This window comes from Brevibacillus sp. AG, from assembly GCF_028369215.1.
Classification (GTDB): domain Bacteria; phylum Bacillota; class Bacilli; order Brevibacillales; family Brevibacillaceae; genus Brevibacillus; species Brevibacillus porteri.
In genome coordinates, this window is record NZ_JAQMYO010000022.1 from 1 (window position 1) to 22,008 (window position 22,008).

The window sequence follows — 22,008 nt, forward strand, 5'->3', positions numbered from 1 at the left end:
GCATATCGTTCTTTTCTTTCGTCGTTAGCGCTTGTGGCGCCGACCTTTTAAACTATATCAGGTCTTCTTTTGAAAATCAAGAGTTATTTTTAGAAGTTCGAAGTTTTTTTCATTCTCTCTAAAATTCCCTTCAAAAGCGACAAGAGTTATCATACCAAGCCGGAAGCAAAAACGCAAGCATTATTACCTAGAATTTTATCCCACCCCCTGTTCATCCAGAACAGACAGCAATTCTCCCATAGAACCAATCACAATTCGCGGCATGAAAAGCTCCGGAAGCTCTGACAATAATGGATTCTTGCACTCCCTCCTCCACTTCTCCAAACAGAACAAACGCATTCTGTGATCATTTGCACGCATCTGCGGTTGGAACATCAACAATTCCTCTGGCAATTTTCGCTCTATTAATATAGAGGTCACATGACTGCGGTTAGCAAGTTGAATGTCATGATCCAAACGATCTCCTACATGAGCAAGTACTTTTCCCTGCAGTTTTTGCAAAATAACTGGGTCTGGCTTGCCAGTACCAGCTCGTTCTGGCGTAATGATCTCATCAAAGTACTCCAGCAAGCCTAATGCCTCCATTACTGGTGCCTGAAACTTGTGGAATCCATTTGTGACCACTGCCAGCGAAAAGCCCCGCTTCTTTGTCTCCTCGAGCATCTGGAGAATCCCACCCTCGAGCAAATTAACCTTGGGCATTACAGAGTGTTTCCGAACCAGCGATTCAATATCAATCTTTTTTTCTATACTCAATGCATCACATCTACTAACAAGGATATCATCCCAATCATACGCTTCTACGTAGCGTTCTTGGGACATACGCCGCTCATGCTCTGTTACCATTTCTGAAACAATGTCGTGCTCTCTCCCCAATTGACCGGAGATTACACGCGCAATCTCCGGAAATACCCACGCGCCAAACGGGTTTTGCATCAAGGTTCCATCCAGATCAAAGCTAATCCAGCGTTTGCTCATTTTATCGCCCCCGACGTAAGTCCTTCGATAAATTGCTTGGAAGCAAATCATCGGCAATGAATAGTGTAAGCACACTTAACGGAATGGTGCTAAAAGAAGTCATCCCACACTCCGATCAGATGAACTATCCTCACGATCGCCAGTTTCACATAAAAAAGAGACAGACGATTTGTCTGCCTCTCTTTGAAGAAAACGGCGCGCCGCTTTCTTACATCATGCCCATACCGCCCATGCCACCCATATCTGGCATGCCCATAGGAGCTTTGTTTTCTTCTGGTTTGTCAGCAATTACTGCTTCTGTAGTCAGGAACATAGCCGCTACAGATGCAGCGTTGGACAGTGCGGAGCGAGTAACTTTCGCCGCGTCAACGATACCAGCTTCGAGCATGTTTACATACTCTTCAGTAGCTGCGTTGAAACCAATGCCCACTGCTTCTTTTTTCAGACGCTCTACGATTACAGAACCTTCGAGTCCTGCGTTCGCAGCGATTTGACGAACTGGCTCTTCCAGGGAACGGAGTACGATTTGTACACCTACAGCCTCTTCGCCACCTACATTGATCGCTTCAACCGCTTTGATTGCGTTGATCAAAGTAGTACCACCACCAGGTACGATACCTTCTTCTACTGCTGCGCGAGTAGAGTTCAGAGCGTCCTCGATGCGGAGTTTTTTCTCTTTCAGTTCGGTTTCAGTAGCTGCACCGACTTTGATTACTGCTACGCCGCCAGCCAATTTAGCCAGACGCTCTTGCAGTTTTTCACGATCGAAATCGGAAGTCGTATCTTCGATTTGTTGACGGATTTGGGTTACGCGTCCCTCGATGGAAGCCTTGTCGCCAGCACCTTCAACAACAGTTGTGTTTTCTTTTGTAACCACGATTTTACCAGCGCGACCCAATTGCTCCAGCTTAGTGGATTTCAGATCCAGACCCAGCTCTTCCGTGATCACTTCGCCGCCAGTGAGAGCAGCGATGTCTTGCAGCATAGCTTTGCGGCGGTCGCCGAAGCCAGGAGCTTTAACCGCTACAGCTGTGAAGGTACCACGCAGTTTGTTCACTACGAGAGTAGCGAGCGCTTCGCCTTCAACATCTTCAGCGATGATCAAGAGAGGTTTGCCGCTTTGTACTACTTGCTCGAGTACAGGCAGAACTTCCTGGATGTTGGAGATTTTTTTGTCAGTGATCAGGATGTAAGGGTTGTTCAGAACCGCTTCCATCTTGTCAGTGTCAGTGATCATGTAAGGGGAAGCGTAGCCACGGTCAAATTGCATACCTTCTACTACTTCCAGTTCTGTTACGAATCCTTTGGATTCTTCAACAGTGATTACGCCATCTTTGCCCACTTTTTCCATTGCTTCAGCGATCAGGTTTCCTACTTCAGGATCATCAGCGGAAATAGCAGCTACTTGCGCGATAGAGGATTTGTTCTCAACCGGCTTCGCGATGGATTTGATTTCTTCTACAGCTGCACGAACTGCTTTTTCCATACCACGACGGATAACCATTGGGTTAGCGCCAGCAGTTACGTTTTTCAGACCTTCACGGATCATAGCTGCAGCAAGTACAGTTGCAGTTGTTGTACCGTCACCAGCGATGTCGTTGGTTTTGGTAGCAACTTCTTTAACCAGTTGCGCACCCATGTTTTCGTAAGCGTCTTCCAGCTCGATTTCTTTCGCAATGGTAACACCGTCGTTCGTGATCAACGGAGAACCGAATTTTTTCTCAAGAACCACGTTACGGCCTTTTGGACCGAGGGTTACTTTAACCGCATTTGCCAAAGTTTCAACACCGCGGAGCATGGAGCGGCGAGCGTCTTCAGAGAATTTGACTTGTTTAGCCATCTAAACTCAACCTCCTGTTATGTGTTTATTCGTTCGACTTCCTATGTTAAGAGCCTTAACCGATGATCGCGAGGATATCGGATTCGCGCAGCACGAGGTATTCCTTGTTGTCTACCTTTACTTCAGTACCAGCGTATTTGGAGAAGATTACTTTATCGCCTTCTTTTACTTCCAAAGCGATGCGCTCGCCGTTGTCAGCAACACGGCCAGAACCTACTGCGATTACGCGGCCTTCTTGCGGTTTTTCCTTTGCAGAATCAGGCAAAACGATACCGCTTGCAGTCGTTTCGTCTTTGGAGATAGCTTCGATTACCACACGGTCACCCAATGGCTTAAGCACTAAAAACACCCTCCTCAAAAAATGTAGGTAAACAATATTTCTGTTGTTAGCACTCGACTGTTATGAGTGCTAACACCCAATTCCTATAATAATGAATCACTATGTACTTTGCAAGTAGTTTCCCTCACTTTTTTCCATCTGCAACTGCTTGACCACTCTTCCTCCTATCAAATTGCACTCTCTAGCAAAAAGGTTCTAGTATTCGGACACGCTCATATAAATGAGACATAGAATCTGGCAAGCTCGCTAAGGAGGGAATTGTTCCATGCACAAATGGCTCTGGATTGGCTTAATTGCCCTGGGAGTCTTGGGAATCAGCCGACTCTTCACTTCGGATACTACTTCCTTTATACGGGTCAACCTTAACCCCGCCTCCATCTATTGGGATGGCCGTGAAATTGTCGCAAGCGAAAAGCCCGGGTACTACACGGAGGAAGGCAAGGAAATACCAGCTTCCTTCGAATACGAAGGAACATTATATGTACCTCTGTCCATGATCAGTCGCCACTTGAATAAACCTATCGGTTGGGATGAAACTTCCCAAACTGCTTGGGTCGGTCATACTCCTGTATTCACTATCGGACAGCCTGAAAAACAGACTACACCCGATGCGGTTCCTGCCTCTCTGCCGCTTCCCCAAAAGGCTGCAACAACCAAACCACCTGCAGCACCCATTCGAGTGGAGAAGCCTAACACGATTTTTGACATAGCTCTCGGCATGTCTTCTGAGGAAGTACACAAGCGATTAGGTGAGCCCGCCCGCAAAGAGCCAAGCAGTCTCGGCTATCAATGGTGGGTGTACAATCGCGAGCCTGCCCGATACATGCAAGTCGGCATCGCAAATGACAAAGTCGTCGATGTGTACTCACTCGCTCCGACAGCAAAGCTCGGAAACATCGGAGTCGGCACCAGCCAGCACTCACTCGAGCGTCAGTTGGCTGTACAAAACATTGTTTCTTTCTCTTTTCAGGGGGCACAAATCCAAATTACCAATCAAAAGCAGCAACGCCCTCTCGTCATGAAAGACGGTACCCCCTACATTTATTACTTGGACAAGCAGAATGGCAACAAGGTCACCGCTGTACGTATGATGGATACGCAAATGCTATTGCGCGGTAGTTTTTACGAAACGAAATGGTCCTATCAAGGTCAGGCGCCCAATTTTGATCCCCCGCCGCTTCGTGTTGGTGAACGAGAACAGGTCAATGCTGCATCAGAGAGGCAAATCCTCGATCTGGTCAATATCTCCCGCTACCGATACAAGCTCCCGCCCCTTCAATGGAACGAAAAAGCTGCCGATGTGGCACGAAAACACAGCATGGACATGGAGGGCAACAATTTCTTCGATCACATCTCTGCAACTACTGGGAGTAATCCATTTGACCGCATGAAAAGTGCCTCTCTCGCTTACAGCATGGCCGGTGAGAATATTGCAGCAGGCTACACGGATGCCATCGAAGCCCATGAAGGCTGGATGAACAGTCCAGGCCATCGCAAAAACGTACTCGAAAAAGGCTTTACCCAGTTAGGAGTGGGCGTATATACAGACTACTTCACTCAAACCTTCCTCACTCCCACGAAATAATCGAAAAGCCCGGTTCGTCGCTTTTTATGGACGACCGGGCTTATTTTTTGCAAGAAGAAGCGCCACTTTACGGCAATTTCACTTGCTCCCTCAGATGGTCAACTTTTTCGGTAAACTCCACAACGACCGTCTCATATTCTTTCGTGTGCAGAATCAGCCACGGACGACGCTCCCCTTTTTTGGGCATGATGACAAACATATCTGCAATCATCGCATCGAGATTAGCGGATTTTAGTTTCATCGACTTTGGGGGGACTAGCGGAATTTTCACGATCATGGCAGAATTCAACGATGGATTAAACTCTAAGACCCGCCCACTCACACTCTGCAAAATCTGCTGGGCTTCCTCCTGAAATCCAGCTGTATTTTCAAAGCTAGCCACAACACGCTGCTTGTCCGTATCAAACAGTTCGATAGGCTCTCCCAGCCCGGCGGCATGAGCAGTACTCCCTGAAAAGAGTAACGCCAAGCATACGATCAGCCACATATTCAGCACCTCCCGGATCATAACGTCCGTAGTATTTCCCAATTTCTGCTGAAATACAAAAAAGTCCTCTGCCACTCGGGACAGAAGACTTTTTTCATGCTCGTTATTGAACGGGTTCGTTTGTTTCCAGACTGCCGTATTCTTGTTCCCACGCTTCTTGTTCTTTCAATTGCTTGCGATAAACAACACGGGATAGCCAAATGCTCAGCTCGTACAAAAGCAGCAAAGGAATGATCACAAGAATATCGCTGACAATCTCAGGAGGCGTCAAGGTAATCCCAACGACAGCCAGTGCAAAGTAAGCGTAGCGTCGTGCCTTTGCCAGCCTCATTGGATTGAGGATGCGCAGTCTCGTCAGGAACATGACGATAATCGGCAACTGGAACAGTATCCCGAACGGAATGACCATATTAAACATGAAGCCAAAGTATTGCGCGATTCCGTAGTTCGGGTCTGCACCCATCGATGCTGTAATACTGGTCATAAACTGCATGACCATCGGGAAAACGACGTAGTAGCCAAACAGGATACCAACGATAAACAGAAAACAAGCCGCCGGGATGAAATAAAGCGTCCCGCGCTTTTCCTGTACTTCCATCCCTGGCGAAACAAAACGCCAAACGTGATAAAGTGCTACAGGCAGTGTAATGACAGCGCCCACTATGAAGGCAACCTGCATGTAAACACGAAGTGCGTCTGACGGATGCAACGAGACAATGGGCACGCCATCCGCAATCGGTTCTTGCTTTAAATAATCCACGAGTGGACCGGCGAGGAAAAAACCGACGATCAATGCGACAATAAACACGGCCAGCACCCATATGATGCGCTTGCGCAGTTCCGTCAGGTGTTCTACCACTGTCATTTCCTGATCCTTCATGGTAACCACCAACCTTACCTGTTACGCGTTCTTCTGCTCTTTTTCCATTTGCAGGCGCTCTAGCTCCAGCTTTTCGCGGATTTCTTTTTCCAAGCGCTCGCGTTCCATTTTTTCACGAACTTCGCGTTCAATTCGCTCCCGCTCCGCTGCTTCCTTCTCAGCGACAACAGGCGTTGTTTTGGCAGACGCTTCTTTGGAGGCTAGCTCCTTGCGCTTTTTTTCCTCATCGTCGTCTTCATCGTCGCTTGTCAGACTACGCGTAGCATTTTTGAATTCTTTCAAAGTATGACCTACCGCACGCCCCAATTCTGGAAGCTTTTTCGGACCGAAAAGCACCAAGGCTAAAACTAAAATTAAGATTAATCCAGGAATCCCAATTGAGCTCATACGTGTTCACTCCTTTTTCTTGTGAAGTCGTTTGCTTTTCGTTATTTGCCAGTCTAACCAGCTAGCACTTTCGTAAACCACCATATCCGAGTCTTGTCATATCGGATGCCACAATTCGCTCCCCAACCAGAATACGCGGCAAAAATACATCAAAGGAAGTAAACGTTTCATGCATGACCGCTCCCGGCAATCCGAGAATCGGCACTTCACCTTTGTAAGCAACCATCAACATGGAACCCGGCAGCATCGGCGTACCGTAGCGCACTACTTCCGCTCCTACTCCTGCAATCGCTCCCGGCGTGCGGTCATCTGGATCGACAGACATGCCCCCCGTGACCAAGATCAGATCGACCCCTTCATCGAGGAACGAATGAATCTGCTGTTCGATCGCTTCCTTGTCATCTGGCGCAAAACGCTGGTCTACTAGAGTAGAGCCGAGAGCTTCTACCTTGTTTCGAATGACAGGACCGAACTTGTCTGCAATTCTGCCAGAGAAAACTTCTCCCCCTGTTGTAACAAGTCCCACTCTTTTATCCTGAAACGTTTTTACTTGTACGATCGGTTCGTCAAACTGTTTGGCCAGTTGCTCCAGCTCGATGATTCGAGACTCTTCCATAATTAACGGGATGATTCTCGTAGCCGCCAATGTATGTCCCGGATGCACGACCTGATCGCCGTAAATCGTGGAGAACGCAATTCCTTCGAGCTTGTTCAACGCATGGACAGCTTCCTCATTGATTTTAGCTAAACCTGTTCTCGCGGCCTTCATCGACACCTTGCCCTCATAAGGAGGCGTCAAGGTCAAGCCTTGTCCGGAAACAGCCTTTGCAATACGAATGCCCGCTTCTTCCTCATGGATGTAGCCTTCTGGCATCTCCAGCACGTAAATATGCTCTTTGCCAATGGACAACAACGGCTCAATATCCGCCTCGGTGACAACATGTCCTTTTTTGAACAAGCGTCCTTTGAATTCTCCAGGTAAAATTTGTGTCATATCGTGAGGAAGCATCATGCCGATCGCTTCACGCACTGGCACTTCCCGCATCTGAGGTTTTTCTACCAATGCAATCCTCCCCAATCTTCGTTTGCTTCTCCCGTTCCTTGCAAAATGTGCAAAGCGTCGGACAGCATATCGCCAATCGCATTGAAACAGATTTCTACGCCTTTCGGATTACCAGGGAGGTTGATAATCAACGAATTACCCCTGGTTCCCGCAACTGCACGGGTCAACATCGCCCGTCGGGATTGCTTCAAACCAGCACGGCGCATTTCTTCGGCCAAGCCTGGGACTGGTCTGTCGATAACCCACGCAGTCACTTCTGGCGTTACGTCACGCGGGCTAAGTCCTGTGCCCCCCGTAACAATCAACAGATCGCATTTTTCGCGGTCTACGAGCTCAATCATATGTTCTTGCAAATCTTCCATATCATCACTAACGGCACGGTATACAGCGACATCTACTTGAAGCCATTCCCTTGTCAGATGACGAACGATTGGCATACGATCGTCCACACGATCTCCTCTGGCAATCGAATCACTTGCAGAAATAACGCCTACCTTCCATTTGCTCACGATACATTCCTCCGGTTTCTCATTCGATAGTATTGTACACTTTTCTGTCAAAAACGTCTCGTCGTTTTTCCTTGGCGGATAGCACCATTCGCTACAGTAGAAGGCATGACAAAGCTACCGACACAAAACATTCAAAAATGCAGAAGACCTTTTTCGGTGACAACTGCATCTAGCAAAACATCATGATACTCTAGGGGTACATGCTCCACAACCTGTATAGAGAAGCCGACTCCAACCAAGAACGGGAGCTTTTTCAGCGTTGCCAGAAAGCGGTCATAATAACCACCGCCATACCCCATTCGCCCGCCCTTGCTATCAAAAGCAACACCAGGAACAATGATCGCATCCAAGTGTGATACGTCCGCTTCCTCTGCCAGAGCAGGGTCTGGCTCCCAAATCCCGTATACTCCTTGCTTTAGCATGTGCGGTCCCGTATACCGATAGGGAATGAGACGTCTCTCGGCAACGTTTGTGAGAGGTAGCCATATGTCTTGGCCCCGCTTTTTTGCCTCATACAGAAAGGGCAAAATATCCGGTTCATCGCCAAAAGGATGGAAAGCCATGATTGCTTTGGCATCAGCCAGCCTTTCATGAGACAGCAAATGATCGCATACTTCTCTGGAAAGCTGCTCCCGTTCCTTTGCAGACATGGACTTGCGTCTCTCCAAAATATGGCTTCGCAGCTGTTTTTTATTCGTTTTTTGGTCCATGACAACCTCTTCCCTCTTTCGTCACGTGCATGGACATTCCCACGAGGCTTGTCCCATGCGCTCTCTCTAGGCTACACTGGCATTAGTATATAAAGAGGTGAATCCGATGATTTTGCTACAAGCTGAACATATAGAAAAAACGTATGGTATCGAAACCATTCTACAAGACATCTCCCTGCAAATTCAAACCGGGGAACGGGTTGGTCTGGTTGGCGTAAACGGTGCAGGAAAATCGACTCTGATGAAGATCCTCGCCGGCGAGCTAAGCTACGACAAAGGAATTATCCGCATTCCAAAGGATGTTACACTTGGCTATTTGGCACAAAACAGTGGCCTTGAATCGGAACGATCGATTTGGGATGAGTTGCTCTCTGTATTTTCCCATCTACAAAAAGAAGAGTTGGAGCTTCGTGAGCTCGAGGCCAAAATGGGCGATCCGACTATTCTCGCTGATGAGAAGCGTTACCAGCAACTGTTGGAAAATTACTCTCACCGCTCGGAAGCCTTTAAGGAAAAGGGCGGCTACAGCTACGAAGGTGCGATTCGTGGGGTTTTGCACGGCCTGCGCTTTGCGGACTTCGATTACACGACTCCGATCCGCACATTGAGCGGCGGACAAAAGACTCGTCTGGCACTAGCCAAGCTGCTGCTCCAATCTCCCACCATTCTCCTGCTCGATGAGCCGACGAACTACCTGGACATCGAGACGCTGACCTGGCTGGAGACGTATTTGCAAAACTATCAGGGCGCCATTCTCGTAGTTTCCCATGACCGTTACTTCCTGGACAAGCTCGTGACCGTTGTCTATGAAATCGAACGGACACGCGCTACCCGCTATGTCGGTAACTACAGCCGCTTCCTCGATGAAAAGGCGGCTCGGCTCGAACAGGATTTGAAGCGATTCGAAAAGCAGCAGGAAGAGATCGCCAAGCTAGAGGATTTCATCGCGCGAAACATTGCAAGGGCTACAACAACTAAACGAGCGCAGAGCCGACGCAAGACCTTGGAAAAGATAGACCGCTTGGACAAGCCGATTATGAACAACAAATCCGTCCACTTCTCCTTTGATGTGGCAAAAATGAGCGGCACCATTGTGATGAAAGCAAACAATGTCGCGATTGGCTATCCGGATGCTGTCCTTTCTCAGGGCCTTACGTTTGAAATCGAGCGTGAAGAACGTGTGGCCTTGGTCGGTCCCAATGGTATCGGAAAATCGACACTGTTAAAAACGATTGTAGAACAGTTGCCTAAGCTGCGGGGCGATATTCATTTCGGAAGCAATGTAACAATCGGGTACTACGACCAGGAGCATCGTAACCTGAACGAACGGAATACAGTGCTCGGCGAAATTTGGGATGAGTACCCGAACATGCTGGAAAAGGACGTCCGCACCTTGCTCGGCAACTTCTTGTTTAGCGGTGATGATGTACAAAAGAAGATCAGCGACCTGTCTGGAGGGGAGCGTGCACGCGTCTCTCTGGCAAAGCTCATGCTGAAGCAAGCAAACTTCCTGATCTTCGACGAGCCGACGAACCACTTGGATATTTTCAGCAAGGAAGTGCTTGAGAACGCCCTCTACGATTATCCGGGTACGATCCTGTTCGTCTCCCATGACCGTTACTTCTTAAACAAGATTGCCACCCGCGTCCTAGAGCTGACAGGTGATGGCGTGACCAGCTATTTGGGTAACTATGATTACTTCGTGGAGAAAAAGCAGGAACTGGAAGAGCTCGCAGCCGAACAAGCAGCGCAGCCCGCAAAAAAACAAGGCGGTACCATGGCGGCACAGCCTGAGAAATCCTCTTATGAGCTAGATAAGGAAGCGAAACGTCGCGAACGTCAACGTCAGCGCCGTTTGGAAGAGATTGAGGTCACGATCCAAAAACGAGAGGCTGACATTCTCAAATGGGAAGAAGAGCTCTGTCTCCCGGAAATTTATAGCGATCATGTGCAGGCAAAAGAACGCAACGATCAAATCCATGCCGCCAAAGAAGAACTAGAGCAGTTGTATGACGAGTGGAGCGCGCTATCAGAAGAGTAGTCCCCTCTTCACGTGGAACAGCGCTCCTGTGCAGGCTCCTCCAAGGCGGCATAGAGAGCAGGAACCACCAGAAAGGTAATACAGGTAGCTGCTGTGACGATGCCTGAGTCATTGAGGATCAGTCCAGCCAGTGCACCTACAATGACACCAGCAAAGCCTTTGACCAAGTAAGGCGTATCCTTCGCTAGATGATGCAAAAAGCGGTCATTTTTCAAGGTGAGAACGCCTAGAGCAATCAGGGAGACGACAAATGCTTTGCTCCAAATGGAAACGCGAATCAAACGGAGATTCATCGCCAGCTTGCGTTCAATCATCTGCCCTACCTCGGACCATTCACCATGTACAATCTGCTGAGAAAGCCGTCCAACATGGGTCAAGGGCTGATCTGACATGAGACTGATCGCCATCAAACTGCATACACCCATAACCAGGCCGCCTGCCAACAGCAGGAGGCCTTTTTTGCCGATTCGCCAGCCCTCAAGACGTGACAATGCCACGGTAAATCCGATCAGCCCAGCAAGAAAACCGCCTGCGTCTGTTCCCAGGTTCGGTGCCACCATGTAATAAAGCACGACACTGTATATGGCTGTGGAAACAGCAGGCAACCATTTATTTTCCCGACTTAGCTCCTTTTGTCCCCCACGAATTCTCTCGTACAGCGAAGCCACAAGCATGATCGTGCTGCCGATCAGGACCCCTTCGTATTCATTTCCTAGCCCGTAAAATCTCGCTCCGATTACTGGATCATACCCGAGGTACGATTGCCGCATCAAATGAGCGCCAGTCCATCCGTCCACGAGCAGAATGGCTGTCGTCACTCCGCTAACCGTCATCACGATTCGCGGGAGAGCATGGGCTTCCTGCCAAAAGGCCGCAATCAGGGCAGTCATGATGAGCCCCCCCAAGACAACCGCGCCAGAAACCTGCCAGTCGAGTAGGCTCTCTGCCAAAAGCATTGCGGGAAACCATAATAAAGCCAGCAGCGCCAGACGTATTCCTCTACGAAGTCGCAAAAGTCCTGCCCCTTCTCTCTCCCTCCCAAACCACCAAAGAACGACCGCACACCCAACAATGACAATCTGCAGCATGACGTAGGTATAGAGCACTGCTGACCTTGTCGCATACGTATGATGAATCTCACCTACCTGATTCTGAAAGGCAGTGAGACCATTCCCTTTTTCGATACGTATGACATGACCAGCCAACCCTTTTGGTACGGGTACGTCCAGCCAAGACAGTATGGTTGGTACCATATCGAGTCCACTGACCAATCCCGACTGCCTCGTGGTAGCTGATGTCAAAACTCCACTCGCTTTCTCTCCCCAAATGAACACTGGAGTTAAGAGAGCCTTTTCTTTTGTCGCCAAATGATTGACAGCTGGTGATGCCAATACAATGCGTTGGTGTGGTTTACGTTCCACAAGGAGCTGGTCAAGGAAAAGGGACAAGTCGCGCAAAACGCGCTGATACTGCCGGGTAAACTGACCTGGGTCCATATCCGCACTCAACTGGTATAACCGGGATAAATCTGAGAGTTGAGTAATGATCAAGCCCGCTTGACGCTCGCTGTGGATTTTCTCAAGCAGGTAAGTGTAGTTTGTCTTAATCCCGTACGGATAGCCACGAAGGAGCTCCATGCTTTTTGTAGAAATGTCCCCTGTCGGAACCCTTCCTTGCTGATCCATCGCAAACAAAACGGCATGTCTCTGTCGGGCATCCTCATAGTCACCGTTTCCATATAAAGCGACCTGAATGTTGTTTGCAGCAAGCACGGTCCCAAGGAGCCCGATTTGCGCAGAATACGGTTTCTCCCGATTATCTGCCAAGAGCCGGAAAATACCCGGAAAAATAATCGAAGAGCGCGCCACCTCCTGCGCCTGATCACTGCCCAGCTCTTGCGCCCGTTCACCGGCTGTTTCCCTGGTAGAGAGCGATTCATACGGATGATAGCCTGTCCCGCTCTTTTCAGAGTAAAGCGCTTGACCGCCGCTCCCCATGAGCAGGTAGCCGTTTGCGGCTGTGCGCGATCCGGATGTTCTTATGGACAGAGCCCCAGCTCCTGCATCACCCAACCATTTATCCACAGTAGATAACTTTTTGAGCTGCTCCAGATCATGAAACGACATCCCCTCCACAAACAGCAAGATGACCTGTTGTTTTTCCTTTGCTATCAATGGTTTTCCTATATTTGTAGCTAGAAACAATATCAGGAATGACAAGCAAATCAGCGCGAGTTTCTTTCTCACGAGTCTCCCTCCTGTTGATAACTCGACTTTTTTATCCACATTTTCCACAGAACAATCCACAGAGTACATGCGGTTTTCCCGGTCATTTTCTCGTGTTATCACCAGTATTCACAGGAGTATATGTGAACAATCCAGAAAGTTATCCTATGATGTGGATAAATCATATACAGATGGACGAAAAACAACTGAACCTTTTTGCCTCTGTTAGCGAATATAGGGGTGTAATACGTTCTGGAGGGCCCCCCATGAATGATAAAGAGTTACTCCCTTGGCTTGAAAAGATGCTGACGGGAGACGAAGCAGCTTTTCGCGTCGTTTATCAAGCCACGCACACCGATGTTCATCGTACGATCGCTTTTCTTGTCTACAATAAGCAAGACATCGAAGACATTGCGAACGAGACCTATATTCGTATGTGGCGTTCTTTTCACACCTATGACCAGAATCGGCCGTTTCGATTTTGGCTTCACGGGATCACTGTTCGTCAGGTGCAGGACTGGAAAAGGAAGGCTTGGCGAAGAATACGGCTCTTTGAACGAAACCGCCTCATGCACGATGAGCAATTTGATTGGACAGATTCCGAAGTAATCAAATCAGAGACACAGCTCGAATTGCTCGGAGTGGTTCGTATACTTTCGTACAAGTTACGCGTAGTGGTCATTCTGCGCTATTTTCACGATTATGCGCTGGATGAAATCGCCGAGTTGCTGCAAATCCCGCTGGGTACCGTGAAATCCAGGCATCATCTGGCACTGAAGGCACTACGCAAGCATTGCGAATTAACGGGAGGAGACTCTTATGTCCATAGACAAACAACTACGCGATGAGCTTCTTCAACATGCTAAATCGTTGAAAACCCCACCCGAGATCGAGAGTCGTGTGTACCTCTCCTATCAAAATGACTTCTTGCAAAAGAAAGGGAGATTATCGATGAAAAAACGTTTGGTAAGTGGAATCATAGCTGTGGCTATCCTAATTCCAACGGCAGCCTTAGCTACACCTTATTTGGCTGATCAAATCTTCGGGTCATCGCAAACTATCATCGAGCGTGGTGGCACACAGGAGGATTATCAGGAAATCGAGAAATTGTTTCAGGAAGCGAAAAGCAAGCTGACGGAAGAAGAGTACGCGGAGTTTTCGGCGGTTATGAAACAACTCATGGATTTAAAAATAAAGATTACGGATCAGAACGGGGTTATGCATGAAGATCAATTGACTGCTAAGGAACGGAAGCAGTTTGAAGAGATACTCCCCCAAAAAGCCGCACCCTATTTCGAAAAGATACGTGGTGGCAAATAAAAAAGAGGGACTATCCGTCTTGGGTGATCCCTCTTTTTCTTGTTTTGATATGTTGAAAAAAGCCGCGTAGGAAGAAGCGCATTTCCAGTCCAAGCGCCTCTGGAGCCCGCCCCAGCGTAGGATTGAATGTCGGGGAATTTCAGCTTCACTTATGAACGACTCCATCGAAACTTCTACGTTTGAAGCGCTCCCGACATTCAATCTGGAGCGAACAGTCTAACCTCTTGCGGGGCGTAGGCCGAAGCGTAAACTGGAAATGCGCTTCTTCCTCCCACTGCAGTTACTCATCAAACAAAAAAGCATCTCTGATTCAACTTCAGAGATGCTTTTCATCCATTCACTCTATTGTTCAGAAAGCGACAAGCTTGGGACCCCGTTCAAATCAAGCCCCTCAAACTGTCCTTTTTCATACTTGATAAAGCCTGCCGCCGCAATCATCGCCGCGTTATCCGTGCATAGCGTGAACGGTGGAATCACCAACGGAATTCCATCTGCCTCACACCTTGCTTGCAATCGCTCACGTAATCCGCGATTCGCCGCAACGCCGCCCGCCAGCAATACCTGCTTCGCTCCATGAGAACGAGCTGCCCGAATCGTCTTTTCTACGAGCACTTCTGTTACAGAATCTTGGAAGCTCGCAGCCAGATTCGCCGGTTCGATCGTCTCTCCTCGCTGAGCTGCATTGTGCAAGGTATTGAGCACAGCTGACTTCAAGCCACTGAAGCTGAAATCGTAGGAGTCTGGCTCCAGCCATGAACGAGGGAGCGGTACATTTGCCTCCCCTTCATGTGCGAGGCGATCAATATGAGGTCCTCCTGGATACGGCATATTCAGTGCTCGTGCTACCTTGTCATACGCTTCCCCTGCAGCGTCATCTCGCGTTTCCCCTAAAATCTCGAACTGACCGTGCGCCTTCATCCAGACAAGCTCTGTATGTCCGCCCGATACGACGAGTGCGATCAGCGGAAACTCCATTTCTTGCACCAGACGATTCGCGTAAATATGACCCGCGATATGATGCACGCCAATCAGCGGGATGCCTCTGGCCATGGAAATAGCTTTTGCTGCTGCCACGCCAACTAACAGGGCTCCGACAAGCCCAGGCCCGTACGTCACCGCAATTGCCTGGATGTCATCCAACGTTTTCCCAGCCTCAGTCAGTGCCTCTTCGATGGTAAGCGTAATATTCTCTACATGTCTACGAGAAGCCACCTCTGGCACGACTCCGCCAAACCTTTTATGGATATCAGCTTGGGAAGCAATGACGTTCGACAGCACCTCTCGGCCATCACGGATGACAGCAGCCGATGTCTCGTCGCAGCTTGTTTCAATTCCTAAAATATAAGTAGGAGCACCTGATTCCCTATGTGCTTCGTATTTTTGCTGTATGCGCTTCTCGTAGCGCGACGTATACGTCTTGTTCATTACAATGTCACCCACATAATGATTGCGTCCTCATTGTTATCCGAATAATATCCCTTGCGCCGCCCATGCTCTTTAAAGCCGAGCTTGATATACATGTTCCGCGCGACTGTGTTCGAAGGTCGAACTTCCAGCGTCATGCTATGGGCACCCTGCATCTTGGCAACACCCATCATTTTGATCATCAGCGCCAATCCAACCTTCTTTCCACGATACAGTGGATGGACGGCGATATTTGTAATATGTGCCTCATCGATCACGATCCACATGCCGCAGTAAGCGATAACCCTGTTTTGGTGAGCGACGACTACATAGCGTGCATTTGGATTTCTCGTCAGCTCGTTAACAAATGCATCATGCGGCCATGGAGTTGTAAAAGCCAAGCGCTCCAGCTCTGCTACAGCCCCAACGTCCTGCATCGTCATATAACGATATTCCAAATCGATTGGTTGACTCATGCTTTTACTCCTTTACGGCCCCCGCCTGCTTTTGGGCAAGCCACTTCGCTTCTGCTTCTGCCAGTTGCAAATACTCTGGAACCAGTTCATGCGCATTACCGCCGTCTTGAAGCTTGCGCAGTGCCACATAGCCGATATGGGCAGCCCGCGGATGATTGAACGCTGGGGAAGCAAATTGCGCCTGATTCCCGAGCTCTTGCACAATCGTCTCCCGATGCAGCCTTACATCTTCACCCAAGAACAAGATCGGTTCTCCTTGCGCCAAGTCTCGCAACAGTGGCAGCCATTCTCGCAACAGGATGATTTGTTCTGTGGACTGCGCTCGCACCGCCTCCATGCCATGGGAACGATAACAGCCGGTATACACTTGACCTCTACGCGCATCGAACAGCGGCACAATCAATCCAGAGAAGCCTGTGGCATTCATGGCGATTACCTCCAGACTGGATACACCGATGACTGGCACATTCAGTGACCAAGCCATGCTTTTCGCAGAGGCAACGCCGATTCTCACGCCCGTGTAGGAGCCCGGTCCGTTTGCCACCCCGAAGCCGCTGAGTTCCTCTGGTGCTGTTCCTGTTGCATCGAGCAGTTCACTGACGCAGTCCATCAGACGCACGGAATGATTTTTTTGCTGGTTCGTCGTCATTTCTGCCAAGACCCGCTCTTCCTCTACCACAGCTACACTTAGCACCAGATTCGATGTATCAATCGCTAGTACGCGCATCAAAATCAAACTCCTCACACAATTTCACATAACGATTCCCTTGAGGAACCAGCTCGATCATCCGCTGTTCCTCCCCATCTCTACGCAGGAAGACGGTCATCCGATCTGTCGGCAGGACATCCTCGATCAAAGACGCCCACTCTACGACACAGACACCTTCTCCAAAAAAGTAATCGTCCAGACCAAGAGAGTCTGGATCATCGCCTACCCGGTAGACATCCATATGATAAAGCGGCAAGCGCCCCTGATATTCTTTTATGATAGTAAAGGTCGGACTGTTCACTACTTGTCGGACTCCTAGTCCTTTAGCCAACCCCTGGGTAAAAGTTGTCTTGCCCGCCCCCAGATCTCCCTCCATCGCGAGGAAGTCGCCTGGTTCAAGCAGACCTGCCAGTTGCTCGGCAAAGCGCTGCGTCTCCTGCGCTCCCGTGAGCCTCCATGTATAGCTCATCTCTTTCATCCACTCCTAAAATGGTTGAATCCCGCTTTGGGTAACGGGAGCTGTTGATCATCGCGCCGAAGCATCAATTCTGGCTCATGCGTTTTTCCTACCACCTCACCGATGACAGTAAACGGGACACCACTAGCGGCAAATTGCTTGCTTACGGCTTCGTAGTGACTTTTCGCAAGCGTTCCGACCAATTGATAATCTTCACCGCCATAAAAAGCCCATTCCAGCGGATCTTTTTCTACGTGCTGTGCATACTCCCGAACTTCGTCATGGATCGGTACTGTTGCAGCATCGACCAAAATCGATACGCCGCTCGCCTCGGCAATCTCCCACAGCTCTGATGCAAGTCCATCACTGACATCATTCAGCGCACTGCATGCCCCTGATTCCAGGAGCAGTCTGCCCGCCTTTATTTGGGCAACGGGACGCTGATGGGCATCCATTAATGTCTCCCAAGGTAAAGAGACGCCTCTTTCAGCAGTCTCGCCTTGCAGGAGAAGATGTAGTCCTGCTGCAGAGGTTCCGACATGCCCTGTAACAAAAACAAGCTGCCCAGGCTTTGCCTGTGAACGACGAATGGCACGCCCTTTTTCTACCTCTCCCAGTACGGTGACACTCAGGTGTAGGGCATCAGGTGCAGAAACGGTATCGCCACCAATGACACGAACTCCATATGCCTGACAAGCCTCGTAAATACCTTCATAGATTTGCTGGCATTCGTCGGGCGTCCATTGCGGACTTACCGCGATACTGACAAGCGCATACCGGGCAACCCCGCCCATCGCTGCAACATCGCTCACATTGCTGATAACAGCCTTATATCCGATATCACTAGGATTCATCGTTTTCTTCAAAAAATGAACCGTCTCCACCATCGCATCGCAACAAGCCACGACTTCCGTTTCTGGCGCTGGGGAGAAAACAGCGGCATCATCCCCTATCCCGACGGTCAAACCGTTCCCTTCCTGCCCCGCAGAACGACTCGTCCATTGCCGGATCAGGGAAAATTCGTCGTGTGCCACTTCAAACGCTCCTTTTCCTTCGCGGAAAACATTTTTCGTCTGTTCATTATACCCCTGCTGTCAAAAGACGCGCAAGAAAGCCCAACCCCTCTGACTCTTTACGTCACAAGCTCGCGCAACAGCAGCTTTCCTTTGCAGCGTCCGCAACGATAGCGGCTTGGGTTCATCTTTCGTTTGCGTTTGTAGCTCATGCCACATGCCTTGCAAACCAGCTCGTAGCGATAAGGCAGGGTCGTCCGACCGTTTCCTACCTGTTGGCAGTATCGGCTTCCCCCCACTTGACGCAGAAGCAGTTGAAAATCCCGATCAACGTGACGATACCCGCGCTTTTCTATGTGCAAATGATAATGGCAAAGTTCATGCTTGATGATCGCAATCAATTCCTCCACACCATGCTCCTGCAAATGCTTCGGATTCAGTTCAATATCATGCGAGCGCAGCAAGTACCTTCCGCCAGTCGTGCGCAATCTGCTGTTAAAGCGGGCCTGATGGCGAAAGGGCTTGGCAAAAAATTCGCTGGATATCTGCTCTACCAGCATTTGCAGTTCCGAATCGGTCATCTCATCTCCTCCGCTCCCTTCCTTTCACCATAGCAGTTCCAGTTGAAAAGTGCCAGACAGATAGGCTACACTGAGTGCAAATAAACGGTTGTGACCGTTGATTTGCTGACCGCATGCGGTCATATCCTGTTTAATGAAAAACGTCTAAACGTTTTTCACAAATAAACGGTCATATCTAAAACGGTAGACAGAATGGTGGAGGAGCTCATGCGCTATTTGTTGTTGCAGTCCAGTGACGGACTACAGTTTGTCTCGTTGCCCGAATCGCATATGTACCAATTAATCGCTCTATTGAAACGACTTTACAAGGAAATTGACAAATTGACGATCACAGAGCGCCCGGAATTGCCTACTGTTCTGGCAGACTGTGCGGATGTGGAACGGTTAGAGAGCGGGCTTTCGATCGTGGATGGTTTGGAGTACGTCAGTGGTCTGGAGCGCCGCTTTGCTGCCCTACAAGAGACCGAGTATCCACTCATCTCTTTATTGACAGAGATCCGTGCCCTGCAAGCCCAATTGGAGTATTTGCACGAAGAAGAAGAGTAAATGAAAATTCTAGGCACCTCCTGCTCGTCTCGGCGCATACATTGCCTATAGACGAATATCTCCAGGGGGTACTTTCATGCCACAATGGATGCGCAGGCAGTTGCAACGTGCCTTTAATGGGAAGGACGTTCGCCAAATTCGTGTGCTCAACAGTTGCTGGTTCTTATATTTAGAAAAAAATGGCGGCCGCCCTGACTGACAGGAGGCCGCCTTTTAGTTCATGTTCAAAAAGTCGTCTTTTCAGCACCGAGAAAGTGGCGAGAACTTTATCCTTCCGTTGGTGCGATCATGGTCATCCCTACACGCTGACGTTTCTCGTCAATTTCTACTACCCATACATCTACGATATCGCCAACCGTCACCACTTCAAGCGGATGTTTCACAAAGCCCTTCTTCAAACGGGAAATGTGCACGAGTCCGTCGTTTTTCAGACCGATATCCACAAACGCTCCGAAGTCGACCACGTTGCGCACAGTACCTTGCAGCTTCATGCCCACACTTAGATCAGACAGCTGGAGAACATCACTTCGCAAGAGTGGTTTTGGCAGCTCGTCACGCGGGTCGCGACCAGGACGCAAGAGGCTGTCCACAATGTCTTGCAGCGTTGGCTCGCCAATCCCAAGCTTCGCAGCGGTCTCTTTTACATCCAAAGACTGTACGCGTTCCTTGCAGTTCTCACTGCCGATCTCTTGAGCGCTAATGCCCAGCATCGACAATAGCTGGTGGGTCGCATCGTACGATTCCGGGTGGATCGGTGTTTTGTCCAGCGGATTCGCTCCCTCCATCACACGGAGAAACCCGATGCACTGCTCGTACGTTTTAGCACCCAAGCGCGGAACAGCCTTCAGCTGGGAGCGCTCCGTGAACTTCCCGATCTCGTCCCGTTTTTTCACGATATTCCCCGCTACTTGACGGCTGATCCCTGATACATACTGCAATAGAGAAGGAGAAGCGGTATTCACATCTACTCCGACATGGTTTACCGCAGACTCAACCACAAACTGTAGGCTGTCTGCCAGCCGCGATTGGGAAACATCGTGCTGGTACTGACCAACCCCGACGGACTTCGGATCGATTTTGACCAACTCAGCAAGCGGGTCCTGCAAACGACGCGCGATCGAAGCCGCACTTCGCTCTGCTACATCCAAGTCCGGGAATTCTTCCTTGGCCAGGGGGGAAGCAGAATACACGGATGCACCTGCCTCGTTCACGATGATGTACATTACCTCTCGCTTCAGCTCTTTCAGCAGCGTGGCAATGAACTGTTCTGTCTCGCGCGAAGCAGTACCGTTCCCAATCGCCACAACCGTAACCCCATAGGTTTCGATCAACTGTTTCACTTTCACTGTAGCTTCTGCCACTTTATTCGCCGGAGGGGTCGGATAAACGACGGCAACCTCCAGCAGTTTGCCAGTTTCGTCTACAACAGCGAGCTTACAGCCTGTCCGAAACGCCGGATCGACCCCCAGTACGACTTTGCCTTTTACAGGCGGTTGAAGCAGCAAATTGCGCAGGTTTTCTGCAAAGATGTGAATAGCACGTTCCTCGGCTGCCTCAGTCAGCTCCGCGCGCACCTCTCGTTCAATAGAAGGAGCAATCAGACGTTTATACGCGTCCTCGACTGTCAATGTCAGCAGATCGCGGGCAACTGTATCACGAGGAAGGGTGCGTTTTTGCATCCAAGCCAAAATCTCTGCGACAGGCGCTTCAATGGAAACCTTCAAAATGCCTTCGTTTTCTCCCCGATTGATGGCCAACACCCGATGTGGAACGACCTTTTTCAGAGGCTCACTATATGCGTAATACATTTGGTATACATTTTTCTCGTCTGCTTCTTCGGCTTTCTGCTCAGTCAAAAGCAATCCTTTTTGCACCGAGCGTTGACGAACCCACTGGCGAATTTCTGGGTGATCAGACAGAAGTTCCGCCACGATGTCCATTGCTCCTTGCAGAGCTTGCTCAGTCGTCTCTACGCCTTTTTCCGGGTTGATATATGGTTTTGCTTCTTCTTCCGGATTCCCAGTTTTCGGTAAACTCATGAGGTAGTTGGCAAGTGGCTCTAGTCCCTTCTCCTTGGCCATGGTTGCACGTGTGCGGCGTTTTTGGCGGTAAGGGCGGTACAGGTCTTCTACCTCTTGCAGCTTTGTCGCACGCTCAATAGCTGCGCGCAGCTCGTCCGTCAGCTTGCCTTGCTCATCGATGAGCCGAACGACTTCTTCCTTCCGCACTGACAGGTTGCGTAAATAGCGAACGCGTTCCTCAATCGCTCGAATTTGCGTTTCATCTAGCTGCCCCGTCATTTCTTTGCGGTAGCGGGCAATAAAAGGAACCGTGTTTCCTTCATCCAGAAGAGCAACTGTGCGCTCCACCTGGTGAGGTTTGACACCCGTATCTTGGGCGATTGTCTGGATCATCAACGTAAGCTCCATACCTGTCCTCCTGCGCTCATTCTTCGTC

At 49.5% G+C, this 22,008-nt stretch carries 23 protein-coding genes; 6 read left to right on the plus strand and 17 right to left on the minus strand.

The annotated features are described in order from the left end of the window. Nucleotides 1-195 precede the first annotated feature (195 nt). The 3 genes from POF51_RS30745 to groES form a co-directional block, all read right to left on the minus strand. Nucleotides 196-978, minus strand: coding sequence for an HAD family hydrolase (locus POF51_RS30745; RefSeq protein ID WP_069852156.1), 783 nt, complete (start codon nt 976-978; stop codon nt 196-198). A gap of 208 nt (nt 979-1,186) precedes the next feature. Beyond that, a complete protein-coding gene (gene groL / locus POF51_RS30750) occupies nt 1,187-2,818 on the minus strand; it encodes a chaperonin GroEL (RefSeq protein ID WP_017246591.1) in 1,632 nt (543 codons plus the stop codon). A gap of 55 nt (nt 2,819-2,873) precedes the next feature. After that, complete coding sequence (gene groES / locus POF51_RS30755; RefSeq protein ID WP_007721023.1) at nt 2,874-3,158, minus strand: co-chaperone GroES; 285 nt, start codon at nt 3,156-3,158, stop codon at nt 2,874-2,876. Nucleotides 3,159-3,423: 265 nt separating this feature from the next. On the opposite strand from groES, the gene POF51_RS30760 reads away from it, so the two are divergent. Then, nucleotides 3,424-4,743: a CAP-associated domain-containing protein gene (locus POF51_RS30760; RefSeq protein WP_069852154.1), complete on the plus strand. Its 1,320-nt coding sequence runs from the start codon at nt 3,424-3,426 to the stop codon at nt 4,741-4,743. Between the two features lie 67 nt (nt 4,744-4,810). Here POF51_RS30760 and POF51_RS30765 read toward each other — a convergent pair whose 3' ends face one another. The 6 genes from POF51_RS30765 to POF51_RS30790 all read right to left on the minus strand — a co-directional run bounded on the left by POF51_RS30765 (nt 4,811) and on the right by POF51_RS30790 (nt 8,779). Then, nucleotides 4,811-5,230, minus strand: a complete 420-nt coding sequence (locus POF51_RS30765) for a hypothetical protein (protein ID WP_069852152.1) — start codon at nt 5,228-5,230, stop codon at nt 4,811-4,813. A gap of 103 nt (nt 5,231-5,333) precedes the next feature. Further along, nucleotides 5,334-6,110, minus strand: coding sequence for a twin-arginine translocase subunit TatC (gene tatC, locus POF51_RS30770; protein WP_069852150.1), 777 nt, complete (start codon nt 6,108-6,110; stop codon nt 5,334-5,336). Nucleotides 6,111-6,131: 21 nt separating this feature from the next. Beyond that, nucleotides 6,132-6,497, minus strand: coding sequence for a twin-arginine translocase TatA/TatE family subunit (tatA, locus tag POF51_RS30775; RefSeq protein ID WP_069852148.1), 366 nt, complete (start codon nt 6,495-6,497; stop codon nt 6,132-6,134). Between the two features lie 61 nt (nt 6,498-6,558). Continuing rightward, the gene (locus POF51_RS30780; protein WP_069852146.1) at nt 6,559-7,560 is read right to left on the minus strand and encodes a molybdopterin-binding protein; all 1,002 of its coding nucleotides are present in this window, start codon (nt 7,558-7,560) and stop codon (nt 6,559-6,561) included. Then, the gene (locus POF51_RS30785; RefSeq protein ID WP_012684262.1) at nt 7,554-8,069 is read right to left on the minus strand and encodes a MogA/MoaB family molybdenum cofactor biosynthesis protein; all 516 of its coding nucleotides are present in this window, start codon (nt 8,067-8,069) and stop codon (nt 7,554-7,556) included. Before POF51_RS30785 ends, POF51_RS30780 begins: the two co-directional genes overlap by 7 nt. Nucleotides 8,070-8,200: 131 nt before the next feature. After that, the gene (locus POF51_RS30790) at nt 8,201-8,779 is read right to left on the minus strand and encodes a 5-formyltetrahydrofolate cyclo-ligase (RefSeq protein ID WP_069852144.1); all 579 of its coding nucleotides are present in this window, start codon (nt 8,777-8,779) and stop codon (nt 8,201-8,203) included. 106 nt (nt 8,780-8,885) lie between these two features. On the opposite strand from POF51_RS30790, the gene POF51_RS30795 reads away from it, so the two are divergent. Continuing rightward, nucleotides 8,886-10,820, plus strand: coding sequence for an ABC-F family ATP-binding cassette domain-containing protein (locus POF51_RS30795; protein WP_069852142.1), 1,935 nt, complete (start codon nt 8,886-8,888; stop codon nt 10,818-10,820). An 8-nt stretch (nt 10,821-10,828) separates the two neighbouring features. Here the strand turns inward: POF51_RS30795 and POF51_RS30800 are convergent, their stop codons facing one another. Beyond that, a complete protein-coding gene (locus POF51_RS30800; protein ID WP_069852140.1) occupies nt 10,829-13,066 on the minus strand; it encodes a hypothetical protein in 2,238 nt (745 codons plus the stop codon). Nucleotides 13,067-13,311: 245 nt separating this feature from the next. On the opposite strand from POF51_RS30800, the gene POF51_RS30805 reads away from it, so the two are divergent. Both POF51_RS30805 and POF51_RS30810 read left to right on the plus strand, forming a co-directional pair. Continuing rightward, nucleotides 13,312-13,893, plus strand: a complete 582-nt coding sequence (locus POF51_RS30805) for a sigma-70 family RNA polymerase sigma factor (protein WP_069852138.1) — start codon at nt 13,312-13,314, stop codon at nt 13,891-13,893. Continuing rightward, nucleotides 13,865-14,365, plus strand: coding sequence for a DUF3600 domain-containing protein (locus POF51_RS30810; RefSeq protein WP_069852136.1), 501 nt, complete (start codon nt 13,865-13,867; stop codon nt 14,363-14,365). Before POF51_RS30805 ends, POF51_RS30810 begins: the two co-directional genes overlap by 29 nt. Nucleotides 14,366-14,707: 342 nt before the next feature. Here POF51_RS30810 and tsaD read toward each other — a convergent pair whose 3' ends face one another. The 6 genes from tsaD to POF51_RS30840 form a co-directional block, all read right to left on the minus strand. Continuing rightward, on the minus strand, nt 14,708-15,790 hold the full coding sequence (gene tsaD / locus POF51_RS30815; RefSeq protein ID WP_069852134.1) for a tRNA (adenosine(37)-N6)-threonylcarbamoyltransferase complex transferase subunit TsaD: 1,083 nt from the start codon (nt 15,788-15,790) through the stop codon (nt 14,708-14,710). Further along, entirely contained in the window at nt 15,790-16,245 is a 456-nt protein-coding gene (gene rimI / locus POF51_RS30820; RefSeq protein ID WP_017246603.1) for a ribosomal protein S18-alanine N-acetyltransferase, read from the minus strand. The genes tsaD and rimI overlap by 1 nt, the downstream gene beginning before the upstream one ends. A 4-nt stretch (nt 16,246-16,249) precedes the next feature. After that, a complete protein-coding gene (gene tsaB / locus POF51_RS30825; RefSeq protein WP_017246604.1) occupies nt 16,250-16,972 on the minus strand; it encodes a tRNA (adenosine(37)-N6)-threonylcarbamoyltransferase complex dimerization subunit type 1 TsaB in 723 nt (240 codons plus the stop codon). Then, nucleotides 16,953-17,423: a tRNA (adenosine(37)-N6)-threonylcarbamoyltransferase complex ATPase subunit type 1 TsaE gene (gene tsaE, locus POF51_RS30830; protein WP_026042899.1), complete on the minus strand. Its 471-nt coding sequence runs from the start codon at nt 17,421-17,423 to the stop codon at nt 16,953-16,955. Before tsaE ends, tsaB begins: the two co-directional genes overlap by 20 nt. A gap of 5 nt (nt 17,424-17,428) precedes the next feature. Next, nucleotides 17,429-18,445, minus strand: coding sequence for a thiamine-phosphate kinase (thiL, locus tag POF51_RS30835; protein ID WP_069852132.1), 1,017 nt, complete (start codon nt 18,443-18,445; stop codon nt 17,429-17,431). Nucleotides 18,446-18,543: 98 nt separating this feature from the next. Then, nucleotides 18,544-19,005 (minus strand): SprT family protein, encoded by a 462-nt coding sequence (locus POF51_RS30840; protein ID WP_017246607.1) that lies wholly within the window; start codon nt 19,003-19,005, stop codon nt 18,544-18,546. Nucleotides 19,006-19,212: 207 nt separating this feature from the next. On the opposite strand from POF51_RS30840, the gene POF51_RS30845 reads away from it, so the two are divergent. Together POF51_RS30845 and cmpA are read left to right on the plus strand one after the other, a co-directional pair. Next, nucleotides 19,213-19,551, plus strand: coding sequence for a hypothetical protein (locus tag POF51_RS30845; protein WP_017246608.1), 339 nt, complete (start codon nt 19,213-19,215; stop codon nt 19,549-19,551). Between the two features lie 76 nt (nt 19,552-19,627). Next, the gene (gene cmpA, locus POF51_RS30850; RefSeq protein WP_012684250.1) at nt 19,628-19,750 is read left to right on the plus strand and encodes a cortex morphogenetic protein CmpA; all 123 of its coding nucleotides are present in this window, start codon (nt 19,628-19,630) and stop codon (nt 19,748-19,750) included. A gap of 67 nt (nt 19,751-19,817) precedes the next feature. Here cmpA and POF51_RS30855 read toward each other — a convergent pair whose 3' ends face one another. Further along, nucleotides 19,818-21,980 carry a Tex family protein gene (locus POF51_RS30855; protein ID WP_069852130.1) on the minus strand — a complete coding sequence of 721 codons (2,163 nt, stop codon included), beginning with the start codon at nt 21,978-21,980 and terminating at the stop codon, nt 19,818-19,820. Between the last annotated feature and the right edge of the window lie 28 nt (nt 21,981-22,008).